Genomic DNA, 13201 nt, shown 5'->3' on the forward strand with positions numbered 1-13201 from the left:
AGCTCTCAAGCGTCCCCGGGGGCCGCGCAGAAATGCCCACCCCACATGTGCCGCGCATGCTTGCGTCCGTGGACGCAGGGCGTACGCGCTGGTCAGCGCCCGCCGACCGACGTCCCGTACGCCCTGATCACCTCCTGCGTCACCGTGGACCCGGCGGCGTCGGACGCCTTGACGCGCAGCGACACCACGCCGGAGGCGGGCCGCTCGATGAGCGCGTCGTACAGGCCGCCGCCCATGGCGCGCACCCTGAGCGCCGGCCGCCAGGTCCTGCCGTCGTCGGCGGACGTCTCCAGGGACACGTTCCCGATCGCGCTCCCCTTCGCCCCCGGCTGGTGGGCGACGGTGAGGCCGAGCCGGGTGGAGGCGGCCTGGTTGGCCACGTCCACGGGCGCGTCGTACGAGACGGCCAGCAGCGGCAGCGCCACCGGGTCGCCTTCGACCCGCTCGGAGTCGAACGTCCACACCGTCCTGGTCCTGGTGGACAGCCGCGCCCACGTCGAACGGTTCTCCACCGCGTACTCGACCCGGTAGGAGGCCCGCTCCTGCGGCAGCCACACCCGCCCTGAGCCGCCCACCTCGGTCCTGGCCAGCAGCTCGGCGCCCTTGTAGATGCGCCAGTCCGACTTCACGCCGTGCTCGAACGGGTCGCTGGGCGCGCTGCCCACGTTCCCGCCCCCGTCGACGAACGCGCGCATGTCCACCGTGAGCACGTCGCCCTGCCGCGTCGTCGGCGAGTCGGCCGGGAACCCCGCCGCCACCGGCTGCTTGAACCAGGTGCGCCCGGTCCGCGCACCCGCCGGGTAGCCGCGCGCGTCGTCGGCGACCGAGACCACGCCCTGCTCCTCCTCGGGCAGCAGCAGGTTGTAGGGCCGCTCGGGCATGTCGGCCGAGACGCTCCACCGCACCCCGGGGGCGGGGCTGAGGTAGTCGGCACGGACGCGGGGCCCGCCGGGCACCGGCCTGACCACGTCCCACGACGTGCTCTCCCAGGGCATCCAGCCGTACTTGGCCTCCGACAGCGCGCCCGACAGCGCGTCCTCGCCGCCCTGGCCGTGGAAGGCCATGTCCACGCGGGCGAGCGAGCGTGTCGTGACCGTGTACGACGGGTCGTCCCTGATCCGGCCGTCCTCGCTCAGGTACAGGTCGTAGACGTACGGGCTCGCCGTCACGCCCCTGGTCACGACGGTGACGGGCCCGGAGCGCAGCAGCCCGGCCAGCTCGGCGCCCTCCCGCTCCGTGAGCATCACGGTCGGGGCGTTCAACTTGGTCTCGTTCCACTCCAGGCGCGGATCCCCGTGAACGGCGACCATCCGGGCACCCGCGGCGGCCGCCGGGTTGGCCTGCGCGGAGACCGGGACGCCCGGGGTGCGGCGGACGAGCGCCAGCTTGCCCCGCACGTCACGGCCCGCGAGCGCGGCGGCGCTCCCGTCGCCGGCATCCACGACCTGTAGGTTCGCGGCGCCGTCGAGGCGCGGGAACTGCGTGGACCGGTTGCTGAAGAACACGGCGTCGGGGTATTCGGGATCGAGGTCGACGCCGGGCGCGCGCATGGTGATCGCCGGCGCCTCCAGCCGCCACCGGGTGGCCACGCTGAACTCGCCCTTGGTGACCTTGGCGGTCGGCTGCAGGTAGAAGCTCTCCTCCAGGCGGCCGTCCTCCAGGAAGCTCTCGGTGTAGCGGGGGCCGTCGGCGGGCGCCCTGGTGTAGATGAGCTTGGTGGCCGCGCCCCTGTTCCGCTTCGTGTCGTGGTCAGGGGTGTCGATGCGCACCGGCACGGCCTTGCGGGCGTCGAGGACGACGTCGGTGTCGCGGGCCACCTCGAGCTGCGGGTTACCGACGAAGCTCTGGTTGAGCACGTCGCCGCGGCCGAGGTAGTCGGCGGGGTCGTACCCGGGCCGCATGGTGTTGATGAGGCCGAGAACCGAGTACGTGCCCGGCGGGACGAGCCAGCAGTAGCCGGAGCCGGTCTCGCACTTCCTGTCGGCGTCGGCCGGCAGCTCCTTGCCGAACAGGCCGCCGTTGTCCAGGTTGATCACGCTGGGCAGCGAGCGGGAGGGCCGGCCGTCCCGCGCCACGGCGCTCACCCGCAGCTTGACGCGCTGGACCTCGACGTTGCCGGTCAGCAGCGTACGGAGCCGGGCGCCCCCGGCCGGGGTGGCGACCAGCTCGGCGCGGACCCAGCCCGCCGCCGCCTTGGCGGGGTCGAGCGTGACGCTCACCTGGCCCTTCCCGCCCGCGGGCAAGGTGAGCTCGCTCGCGGAGAGCATGAACGGGGGGCGCGTGTCGAGGGCGAGCGTGATCGGGGTCTTGCCGGGGTTGCGGTAGGTGACCGTACGCGTCACCGGGTCGCCGGTGCCGACGGTCGAGAGCCCGAAGTCCAGCGGGCCGGCGTCGGCCAGCACCGTACGGGCGAGCGCGCCGGCGATGTCCAGCCGGCCCGCGCCGCCCTTGTCGACGGGCACGCCGGGCAGCGCCTCCGAACTGCCCGCGAGCGCGGACTTGAGCTCGGGGGCGCTGATGCCGGGGCTGGCCTGGCGGAGCAGGGCCGCCGCGCCCGCCGCCTGCGAGGCCGCCAGGGCGGTGCCCGAATAGCGTCCGTAGTGGTCGCCGACGGGCTCGGCGACCTGGGTGTCACGGGCACGGCCCGCCACGACGCCGACGCCGAGCGCGGTCAGTTCGGGCTTGACCGCGCGGTTGAAGCCCACGGGCCCGGACACGGAGAAGTCGGCGAGGGCGCCCGCGGCGTCCACGGCACCGACGGTGAGCGCGGCCGGGGCGTCGGCGGGGCTCTCGACGCACACCTGGCAGCCGCGGTCGCCGGAGGTGATCACGAACAGGGTGCCGTTCCTGGCGGTCAGCTCGTTCACGGCCTCGGTGAGCGGGCCACCCTGGCCGGGCACGCTCACCGCCATCGTCACGACGTCGGCCTGCTGGGAGGCCCACTCCATGCCCTGGATGGCCCACGAGGCCAGCCCGGCGCCGCCGGAGTCCAGGATCTTGCCATTGAGCAGCTTGGCGCCGGGGGCGACGCCCTTGTACGCGCCTCCGGAGGCCGCGCCGGTGCCCGCGATGACGCCGGCCATGGCCGTACCGCTGCCGAAGTGGTCGGCGGGGTCGGCCTCCCAGGTGAAGTCGTGGGCGGCGGTGACCTTGCCGGTCAGGTCGGGGTGGGTGGCGTCGATGCCGCTGTCGAGGACGGCGACGGTCGTCCCCGCGCCGTCGTACGCGCTCGTGGCCGTCCCCGCCGCGACGGCGCTCTTGACCTCCGCCGTGTCCCGCCGGGCCGTGACCTTGCGATCCAGCCAGACCTTGGTCACGCCCGCGGTCAGGCCGGCGGGGGTGAGGAGCCCGGCCGCGAAGGCGGCGGCGTCCTTCTTGGCCAGCTTGACCCCGGCCGCGCCGATGCTCGCCAGCCGGTTGACGGCCGTGGTCCCGGCGAGGGGGACGGGGGCGGCGGCGCCGTACTTGACGATCAGCGGGAGGGAGTCGGTCTGCTGGTCGGTGTAGCCCTGCGCGGCCAGCGAGGTCACGTTGAACAGCTCGGGGTCGAGCCGCTCCGGCACGAGCGCGGCCACGTCGGCGGGCAGCACGGAGAGCTGCCCGCCGTGCTCGACCACCCGGAACCCCGAGCGCGCCGGATCGCCGCCGCGCGGCGTCACGCTCGCCTGCTGCCGGCCGTTCCGGCCGACCGTGACGTGGACCTTGTCACCGGTGACGAGGGTGACGTCATAGCTCCGTTGCTCCTGCGCCGGCACGAGCCCCGGTACGTCGTCGGCCCGCGCTCCCGTCATCGGTGTCACGCTCACCGTCAGCGCGGCGGCAACCGCCACCCATCGTCGATCAGGGCGCCTCATCGGTCTGCCTCCACACTTACGACAAATCAGCCCGCCCAGCGTGGCATCAGCCGCCCGTCAGTGACGGCTTTTCCGCTGGCGAAGTCCAGACATGTCGTAAATCCGCCACAAATCCGGCTACCTCTCCGCCCCCGACGCCGCAGGTCGCGGCAGCAGCAGAGCCGCGGCGCACATCACCCCGGCCGCCACGAAGATCGCCATCCGCGTCCCCGCCCACGTGGCCACGAGCCCGCCGGCGAGGATGAACAGCGGCTGCGTGAGCGTCGTCGCGAACGACCACAACGTCGCCACCCGCGCCATCAGCCCGTCAGGCGTGCGCCGCTGCCGGTAACTCGTCATGGTCGAGTTGGCCGCCCCGGCGAACAGCAGCACCATCCCGAACCCGACCCCGCACATCACCATCCCGACCGTGCCGGGCACGGCCGCCGGAATCAGGAAATACCACGGCCCCCGCAACAGGCTCACCCACCACAGCGCCCGTAACGACCCCAACCGGCCCCCAGCCGAGCCCCGGCGAAGCCGCCCAGAACCGCCGGAAATCCCGCTGCTCCGGAGCGCCGGTCACCCGCAGAGCTGGGCGAAGCGGCGGCTGTCGATGTTGCCGCCCGAGACGATCACGCCGATCCGGGACGGAACGCTCTCGAGCCGCCCCGCCAGGAGTGCGGCCGGCGCGCTGGCGCCGCTGGGCTCCATGACGACCTTGAGCCGTTCGAACGCGAAGCGCATCGCCGCCCGGATGTCGTCATCGCTCACCAGGACCACCTCGTCCACCAGCCGCCTGTTGACGGAGAACGTCAGCTCGCCCGGGGTCTCGGCGGCCTGCCCGTCGGCGATCGTGCGCGGCACGGGGATGGACACCCGCTCCCCCGCGGCCAGCGAGCGCTTGGTGTCGTCGCCCGCCTCCGGCTCCACGCCGATCACCCGGATGCCGGGCAGCAGGCCCTTGGCCGCCGTGGCGCTGCCCGCGATGAGGCCGCCGCCGCCGATCGGCACCACCAGCGCGTCGAGGTCGCCGACCTCCTCGATGAGCTCCAGCGCCGCGGTGCCCTGACCGGCCATGACGTGCGGGTGCTCGTACGGCGGGATCAGCGTCAGGCCCCGCTCGGCCGCGAGCGCCTCGCCGATGGCCACCCGGTCACCGGTGTAGCGGTCGTAGGTGACGATCTCCGCGCCGTATCCGGCGGTGGCCGCCATCTTCAGGGCGGGAGTGTCCTCGGGCATGACGATCACCGCGCTGCTGCCCAGCTCACGCGCGGACAGGGCGACGGCCTGGGCGTGGTTGCCGGAGGAGTAGGTGACGATGCCCTTCGCGAGCTGGGCCGGCGACAGCCGGGAGACGGCGTTGTACGCCCCGCGGAACTTGAACGCCCCGATCCGCTGGAAGTTCTCGCACTTGAGGAAGACCTCCGCCCCGACCAGGGCGTCCAGGGTGCGCGAGCGCAGGACGGGCGTACGGTGGGCGACGCCCTTGATCCGGGTCGCCGCGTCGTGCACGTCGTCGAGGGTGATCGGCAGTGCGTTCGTCATGCTTGCTGCTCCTCCGAGAGGTCGGATCCGGTACGTGCCTGGGACAGGTAGGTGTAGGCGGAGGCGCGCGAGATGCCGAGCCGGGCCGCCACCTGCGGCATGGCCCGGCGCACGGCGAACACGCCGCGCTCGTCGAGACTCCTGAACAGCTCCAGGCGCTCGCCCCGGCTGAGCTCGCCCCACGGCTTGCCCTGCCCGAGCTGGTACGCGTCCACGACCGAGGCCACGACCGCGTCGATGTCGTCGCCGAAGGTGGTGGTCGGCACCGCCGCCTGTCCGCCGGCGAGCCCGGCGAGCTGCCCGATCATGGTGTGGGCCTGCGTGATCGCGGTGATGTCGAGGTTGACGCACAGCGCGCCGAACACGGCGCCACCGCTGTCGCGCAGGACCATCGTGGAGGACTTGATGAGCTTCCCGTCCTGTGTGCGGGTCACGTAGTTGAGCTCGTCGGCGGCCTCGTCGCCCTGCGACAGGATGCCCATGCCGATCTCGCTCATCGACCCGCCGACGCCGCGCCCGGTGACCGAGCCCGCGATGGCGACCACCGAGCGGTCGGGGCGGCGGAAGTCGTGCACGACGACCTCGCAGAACGTCCCCAGCGTCGCGACGATCCCGTCGATGACCGGGGTGAGCGCGGCGATGATGGCGTCCCGCTCGTCCTCCGACGATCCCCTGCGTGGCATGGACGAATTGTATATCGCCTGGACAATTCGTCCAAGATCTCGCCATGCACATTTCCGGTCCGACGCCGCTACGATCACCCACATGGGCAACAGGCCGGACGAATCCCGACGCGTCCCACCCGGGATCGACCCCACCACTCCCAGCATCGCCCGCGTCTACGACTACTTCCTGGGCGGCAAGGACAATTTCGAGGCCGATCGCAAGGTCGCCGAGGAGGCGCTGAAGATCGCGCCCGACGCCCGGGAGGCGGGCCGGGCCAACCGGGCGTTCCTGCGCCGGGCCGTGCGCCACATGGCCGCCGAGGCGGGCATCCGCCAGTTCCTCGATCTCGGCTCCGGGTTGCCCACCCAGGGCAACGTCCACGAGATCGCCCAGGCCGTGGCCCCCGACGCCCGCATCGTCTACGTCGACAACGACCCCGTCGTCCTGGCCCACGGCCGGGCGCTGCTGGAGACCAACGACGTCACCAAGGTCGTGCCGGGCGACGTGCGCAACCCCGCCGAGATCCTGGAGAACCCCGAGGTCGCGGAGTTCCTCGACTTCAGCCGGCCGCTGGGGATGCTGTTCGTCTCCGTCCTGCACCACGTCAACGACGACGAGGACCCCGACGGCGCCATGGCCCGCTTCCGCTCGGTCCTGGCCCCCGGCAGCCATTTGGCCATCGTGCACTTCCACAACCCCGGCGACGAGCACCCGGAGGCCGCCCGGATCGCCGTCGAGGCGGAGCGGAACTTCAACCAGAACCTGGGCACCGGCCGCTGGCGCACCCGGACGGAGATCCTCTCCTACTTCGGCGACCTGGAGCTCATCAAGCCCGGCCTGGTCCCGCTGGCCGACTGGCGCTCCGCACCCGACGACCTCATCCGCCAGGACCTGACCCGCCACAACGTGGTGGCCGGGGTCGGCCGGCGGCTCTGAGCCGGCGAACCCCGCTCACCCGATGGTCAGGCTGCTGTCGCCGTCGATGAAGTAGAAGAAGTCGCCGTCCCCGCCGACCGACGCGTCCGTGTAGTCCCCGTGATGCGACCACGCGCCACCGTCGTCGGCGACCGGCTCCACCCCGGGGGCGGCCGCTCCCGCGTCCCAGCCCTGGTCCCAGCCGGCGCCCCAGGGCTCCTCCACCGCCGTGGCCTCGGCCCCGGCCAGGGCCGCGACGCCGGCCGCGCCCGCCACGGCGACGGCCGCCGGAGTCCAGAACCCGGTCTCCGACGCCTCCCCGGCGTACTCGCGCGACGACTCCCGCGCCCGGTCGAACTGGCTGGTGAAGAGCGACATGGCCCCTCCGTCGCGATCATCGGCGGTCGTGAGAACTCTCAGAAGTCGAGGAACCGCGGCGTCCGTACGGTCTCCCGGGCGGCCCGCAGATGGTCGGCGATCTCGCCGCGCCGCAGGCGTACCCCGGTCCCGCCCGGATAGCGGCGCATCACGTCGAGGACGGCCACCCGCCGGGCGACCGCGCGCAGCACCTGCCCCCTCGCGGCCTCGGGCGCGGCGGCCAGCTCCTCGCCGAGGCGGCGGGCGGTCTCCCAGCGCAGGCCGAAGACGTTCTCGGTCAGGACGTACCCGAGCACCGGCAGCGTGGTGGCGACCAGCGCGTTCCAGCGGTCCAGCACGATGGCCCAGCCGCGCTCGGCCTGGGCGGTCACCTGGGCCTTACGCTGCTCGCCCTGGGCGTGCGACGAGTACGCCTGCGAGATCCCCGACACCGCGAACACCGGGTTCAGCAGCGCCGCCGCGCCCAGCGACAGCGCCGCCCCCGCGTAGCTGACCTTCGGCAGCGCGTCGGGGTCGAGGTCCATCACCCGGGAGAGCTGCATGGCGAGCTGCCCGGTCTCGGCGGACGCCCGCTGCACCGGGGCGAGCGCGGCCCGCAGCCTCGCCTCCTGCGCCTTCAGCCAGTCCGGCTCGGCGCCGTTCGTGACCGCCGCCAGCAGCCGCGCGTCGCGATGCCGTAGGAAGGCCGGCAGCACGGAGGCGACCTGGTCGAGGTGTGCCTGCAGCTCACCCAGCCCCACCTGCAGGACGGCGGCCACGCGCGAGCGCTCGTCGCTGTCCTCGGGCAGCGTGACGGGCCTGGCCAGCCCGTCAGCGCCGACGTCGCCGAGCAGCGCCGCGTGCAGCTCGTAGAACGGGCCGAGCACGGTGTAGAGCAGGTAGTCCTCCTCCAGCCCGACGGCGGCCCGCAGCATGCCGGGCACCTGGGAGGGCTTGGCCAGCGCGTTGCTCCACGCCCGGAGCTCGATGTGGAGAGCCTGGACCAGCTCCGGCTGGGCGACGACCTCCAGCTCGGTCCGCTCGGTCGTCAGCCGCATCGCCGCCCGCGGCAACCCCGGCCTCCCCTCGACGCTCTTGATCGCCTGGTACGGGATCCGCAGGTTGACCCCCGCTCCCTTGACCCGCATGCCGTCAGGCGCGAACGCGCACGCGACCGGCCGCCCGTCGGCCAGCTCGGCGGGCAGCACGCCCGAGGTGAGCGTGCGCTCGGCGGCGGCCCGCAGCTCCGCGTTCTGGTACAGCCGCCGCCCGAACACCTCGGAGGCGCACTCGACCGTCACCGGCCCGTGCGCCGGGCTGAACACGACGAACCGCTCGACCGTCCCCGCGATCCGCAGGTGCGGGTCGCCGAGGTCGAAGTGCGCGAGCACCTGCTGGGAGTCCGGCGACTGGAACTCCAGCTCGTGCGTGGTCAGCACGCAGTCCGCCCGCACCTTGCCGGCGCCGCCCAGCCCGCGCAGCGTCACGGGCGCCGACGTGCCCACCGTGCGCGGCCCCGGCCCGGCCGCCGACCCCATGACGGTCAGGAACGCCTGCCGTACCTGTGGGGTCACCAGGTGCAGGGTCGCGCCGGTGAGAAAATGCCCGCCGAGCAGGGCGCCGCCCCGCAGCAAGACCGCGCTCGGCCCGACGGGAGTCACGGTGACCCGGTTCACGGGCCACTCAAGCGGGATGTCGCCGCGGCTGCGCAACTGCAGCCGCCCTCCCGCGACGACGACGTACGCGGCCAGCTCCTCCGGGGCGGAGTCATCGTCCTCCGCGGACCGGTCGGGCTCGGATTCGTACGCCGGGGTGATGGAGATCGCACAGGGGCTGATGAAGTCAGTGGCGGCGGCGCCGGGCATCAGCCTGCCGCGCAGCCCGGTCAGGGCGGTGAGCGCGGCCGGGTCCAGCTCGCCCGAGGTGAGCTGGATCGTCCGGTTGTGCGGCAGCCGGAGGTCGGCGACGAGCCTGGTGCTCGCCTCGACCAGCTCGATCGTGGCCTCGGGGTCGGCCGCCGGGTCCAGCGAGGTGACGACCGGGTTGCCCAGCCCGCCGGTGTCGTGCACGTACACGGCGGGCTGGTCGGTCAGCAGCAGGGAGCGGGTGCCGGTCCAGGAGAACCCGGACGACTGCCGCTCCATGAACATGTGGTGTCGGGAGCTGTCGAAGACGACCCGCCCTCGCACGGCTCCCCAGGCCACCGACACGGCTGCTCCCTCCTGCCGATGCGGTTCCGCTCTGTAGGTCTGGCTCTCTGTAGGTCTGACTCTGTGTAGGTCTGGCGCTGTAGGTCTGTAGGGATGGTGCTCTTGTAGAGGGCTCGCGTACAGGGATAAATACCCAAAAAACTGATTCGCCGTTCAGCGCCAGTTGGTGAGACGCCGCAAAACGTACTCCACGGGGCCGTAGCGGTGGTGGCGCAACCAGAGGGCGCTGAGCCAGAGCAGCACCGTGTAGATCACCAGGGCCACGCCCATCACCGCGATCGGTGACAGCTTGCCCGCGAGGGCCAGGCCGTACCCGGTGAAGACGAGACAGGCGAGCACGGACTGCCCGACGTAGTTGGAGGCCGCCACCCGTCCCGCGGGCGCCAGGGCGCGGCCGGCGGCGGGGAAGCGCCTGACGACTCGGAGCAGGGTCGCGACGTACGCGGCGGCCAGCAGGATCGAGGTGACGTGGTTGATCGCCACGGCGGCCGTCTCCGTCTCGGCGTCGCCGGCCGTCAGGGCGAGCAGGATCCCGCCCGGGACACCGACGCCGAAACCTGCCCATTGGACGCGCGGCAGCAGCCGCGACCACCGCTCGGGCTCCTCGAACAGCCTGACCTTGCCCGCCGCCAGCCCGAACAGGAACATCGCCAGCGCCATCGGGCCCTGGAAGAGCCAGACCATCGCCACGATGGGCGGATAGAGCTCGAGTTGCAGGGTCAGGACGTCGAGCGGCCCGCCGGTGGCCAGCGCCAGCGCCCTCGTGGCCGCCGCGGGATCGGCCGCCGCCGGCTCGCCCTCCGGGAACAGGATCGACAGCAGCGCCAGCGCCGCCATCAGCAGGGTCAGCACGCCGACGATGACGGAGCCGGTGACGACGGCCGTCTTCGGCCTGACGTTGCGCATGGCCAGCAGGATCAGGCCGAGCAGGGCGTACAGGGTGAGGATGTCGCCGATCCACAGCAGGATCCCGTGCAGCAGGCCGATCACGAACAGCCCCAGGCACCTGCGCAGCGTCCTGGCCCTGACGCTGGCGCCCGCCCGCTCCGCCGAGCGCATCTGCAGCGTGAACGAGTAGCCGAACAGGAACGAGAAGATGATGTAGAACTTCGTCAGCACGAACGCGGTGATCGCCGTGGCCACCGGCCCGTCCGCGATCGGCATGCTGCCGCCCATGGCGTAGCCGGGGTCGGAGAAGAAGCCGATGTTCGCCACCAGGATGCCCGCCAGGGCGAACCCGCGTACCACGTCGATCTCGTGGACTCGGGCGGCGGGCGGGGTGCGCAGTTCCGTCATGGCCCCGAAGCTACGGACGGCGCGGGGATCCCGGCATCGAACCTTGGTCTCACCCCGGGGTACCAAAGCATGACGATCCCGCGCCGGACGCGGCGCGAAGCACCGGAAAAAGCGAGTGCTCAAAGAAGATGAGCAGATGCTTTCGAAGGTACGCGCGAACCTGGCCGGCCCCATCCTCGTCAAGGTGGCGGCCACCGCCGCGGTGGTCACCCTGGTGGCCGCCACGACCGCAGCCATTCCCGTGGCCGTGACCGCGCCCGGGTATCACGGGCGAGTTCCTGCGGGCCGACCGCGAGTCCGGCCTGCTGCGGGACGAGCGCGGCCGGATCACCAGCTTCGACGTCCCCGGAGCCAAGGGGACGGAGGCGGTCCGGATCAACGACCGCGACCAGATCGTGGGCCGCTACAGCGACGACACCGGCTTCGTCAACGACTCGGCCAGGCCGCGGGGCTTCCTGCGGGACGGCTCGACGTACGTCAGGATCGACGTGCCCGGCGCCCGGTTCACGCTGGCCACCGGGCTCAACAACCTGGGCCAGGTGGTGGGCGCCTCGCTGGACCAGAACGGGGACGCCCATGGCTTCCTCTGGCGAGCGGGCCGCTTCACCCCGGTCGACCTCCCAGGGGTGGCGGGCACCAACCCGATCGACATCAACGACAAGGGCGCGGTCGTCGGCCTGTTCCTGGACACCGACGGCAGGACCCACGGCTTCCTGCTCGACAAGGGCGAGGTCGTGGTCATCGACCTGCCCAGGGCCGCGCTCACGCTGCCGTTCGGGCTCAACGACGACGGCGACATCGTGGGCTACACCATCAACGACGACGGGTCCGAGGTGCACGGGTTCCTGCTGGCCCAGGGCCCCAAGGGGCCGGTCACCCCGATCGACTTCCCCGGCGCGACGGTCACCGCGCCCGGCGACCTGACCGACCGCGGGCTGATCGTCGGCGGCTACCTCGTCGAGGAGGCGGCGGCGCCCGGCCTGCGACTGCTGGACGGCCTGTCGCTGCTGACCCGCTGACCTGCCGATCGGCGGGCTCTGGGCCGCCGGGGCCCGCCGATATGAGTTTTGATGGGGTACTTGGGGCGCATGATGATGGGCTGCACCACAATGGGGGGATGGCATACCCTCCACAGCCTCCGCAACCAGACCCGCACCCGCAAGAACCGTGGGACGCACAGGGCCAGGGAGCGCCGCAAGGGTACGGCCCACCCCCGAACCAGGGCCCCCAGCAACCGCCCTACGGTCAGGGCCCCCCACCCCAGCAGGGCTACGGCCAACCACCCCACGGCCAGGCACCTCACGGACAGCCACCCCACGGCCAGGCACCACCTCAAGGTCAGGCACCTCCCTACGGGCAGGCTCCACCCCCTGGGCAAGCACCGCCCTACGGACAAGCACCGCCCTACGGACAGACGCCACCTCAAGGACAAGCACCGCCTTACGGACAGGCGCCACCCCATGGGCAGGGGTCGCCCTATGGGCAGGGGTCGCCCTATGGGCAGGGGTCGCCCTATGGGCACCCGACCCAGCCAGGCCAGTTCCCGCCTCAGGGATACGTCCGGCAGCCCCCGGCCAAGGGCGGCAACACCGCTCTGATCATCGGCCTGGCCGTCGGCATCGCGGTGCTCCTCCTGGGCGGCGGCGTGTACGGCGCGTACGCCTACCTGAGCTCCCCTGGCCCCATCCCGACCATCGCCATGCCCACCCTCACCTCGTCGCCCGAGCCGTCGTCGGATCCCTCATCATCAGACCCCCCGTCGAGCACCCCCTCGGAGACGGCACCTGCTGAGACGACGCCGGAGCCGTCCGAGACCACCGAGCCGGACGAGCCCGCCACGGACCCCACCGAGACCTCGAAGCGCGCCCAGCCCGGATCGCCGCTCACCCACGACGAGTTCCGCGACTGGAACTTCGCCCTGGGCAGCGTCAAGTACAACGCCGACAAGGTGGGCGGCTGGACCTACGACTCCTGCGACCCGGTGGACGCCCGGGGCGCGCTGGCCAAGAGCCAGTGCATGAGCGCCGTCGAGCTCGCCTATTCCGCGTACGGGGGCCACCTCAAGGCCGTCCAGGTCATGATGTCCTTCCCCACCGACAAGGCCGCCAAGACCGCGGCCGACCGGCTGGCCAAGCTGGACTCGGACGCGGTGAAGTGGCGCAAGAGCAAGGTGCACACCTCGTACGTCTACGGCAAGATCCGCTCCAGCGCGTCCAAGAAGTACGTCGTCGTCACGATCGTCACCGCCGACCAGTCAGCCCGCTCCAAGGCCACGAACTTCCACGCCTACCTGCAGAGCGACCACGCGAGCTACTTCCTCCTACGCGACCTGACCATCACAAGCTGACCCCTCACCCGGCTCCGACCGACGAGGGA

General features: G+C 72.3%; 10 protein-coding genes. 3 read left to right on the plus strand and 7 right to left on the minus strand.

The features are described 5' to 3' along the window. Positions 1–92: 92 nt before the first annotated feature. The 4 genes from AB0I15_RS18805 to AB0I15_RS18820 all read right to left on the minus strand — a co-directional run bounded on the left by AB0I15_RS18805 (position 93) and on the right by AB0I15_RS18820 (position 6064). Positions 93–3854: a S8 family serine peptidase gene (locus AB0I15_RS18805; RefSeq protein WP_358096570.1), complete on the minus strand. Its 3762-nt coding sequence runs from the start codon at positions 3852–3854 to the stop codon at positions 93–95. 117 nt (positions 3855–3971) lie between these two features. Continuing rightward, positions 3972–4319 (minus strand): hypothetical protein, encoded by a 348-nt coding sequence (locus AB0I15_RS18810; protein WP_358096572.1) that lies wholly within the window; start codon positions 4317–4319, stop codon positions 3972–3974. Positions 4320–4415: 96 nt separating this feature from the next. After that, positions 4416–5381 (minus strand): threo-3-hydroxy-L-aspartate ammonia-lyase, encoded by a 966-nt coding sequence (locus tag AB0I15_RS18815; protein ID WP_358096575.1) that lies wholly within the window; start codon positions 5379–5381, stop codon positions 4416–4418. Continuing rightward, positions 5378–6064 (minus strand): PAS domain-containing protein, encoded by a 687-nt coding sequence (locus tag AB0I15_RS18820; RefSeq protein ID WP_358096578.1) that lies wholly within the window; start codon positions 6062–6064, stop codon positions 5378–5380. The genes AB0I15_RS18815 and AB0I15_RS18820 overlap by 4 nt, the downstream gene beginning before the upstream one ends. An 82-nt stretch (positions 6065–6146) precedes the next feature. Here AB0I15_RS18820 and AB0I15_RS18825 point away from each other — a divergent pair, with 82 nt between their 5' ends. After that, positions 6147–6983, plus strand: a complete 837-nt coding sequence (locus tag AB0I15_RS18825) for an SAM-dependent methyltransferase (protein ID WP_358096581.1) — start codon at positions 6147–6149, stop codon at positions 6981–6983. Between the two features lie 15 nt (positions 6984–6998). On the opposite strand, the gene AB0I15_RS18830 is transcribed toward AB0I15_RS18825, so the two are convergent. The 3 genes from AB0I15_RS18830 to AB0I15_RS18840 form a co-directional block, all read right to left on the minus strand. Then, a complete protein-coding gene (locus AB0I15_RS18830) occupies positions 6999–7340 on the minus strand; it encodes a hypothetical protein (RefSeq protein WP_358096584.1) in 342 nt (113 codons plus the stop codon). A gap of 38 nt (positions 7341–7378) precedes the next feature. Then, positions 7379–9529 (minus strand): hypothetical protein, encoded by a 2151-nt coding sequence (locus AB0I15_RS18835; protein ID WP_358096587.1) that lies wholly within the window; start codon positions 9527–9529, stop codon positions 7379–7381. 153 nt (positions 9530–9682) lie between these two features. After that, positions 9683–10825 (minus strand): DUF418 domain-containing protein, encoded by a 1143-nt coding sequence (locus AB0I15_RS18840; RefSeq protein WP_358096590.1) that lies wholly within the window; start codon positions 10823–10825, stop codon positions 9683–9685. A gap of 395 nt (positions 10826–11220) precedes the next feature. Between AB0I15_RS18840 and AB0I15_RS18845 the strand changes: the two genes are divergently transcribed. Both AB0I15_RS18845 and AB0I15_RS18850 read left to right on the plus strand, forming a co-directional pair. Then, positions 11221–11844 carry a hypothetical protein gene (locus AB0I15_RS18845; protein WP_358096593.1) on the plus strand — a complete coding sequence of 208 codons (624 nt, stop codon included), beginning with the start codon at positions 11221–11223 and terminating at the stop codon, positions 11842–11844. A gap of 605 nt (positions 11845–12449) precedes the next feature. Further along, a complete protein-coding gene (locus AB0I15_RS18850; RefSeq protein WP_358096596.1) occupies positions 12450–13172 on the plus strand; it encodes a hypothetical protein in 723 nt (240 codons plus the stop codon). The last annotated feature ends 29 nt before the right edge of the window (positions 13173–13201 follow it).

The sequence above is a fragment of the Nonomuraea sp. NPDC050643 genome (assembly GCF_040654715.1).
In the GTDB taxonomy this organism is placed as follows: domain Bacteria; phylum Actinomycetota; class Actinomycetes; order Streptosporangiales; family Streptosporangiaceae; genus Nonomuraea.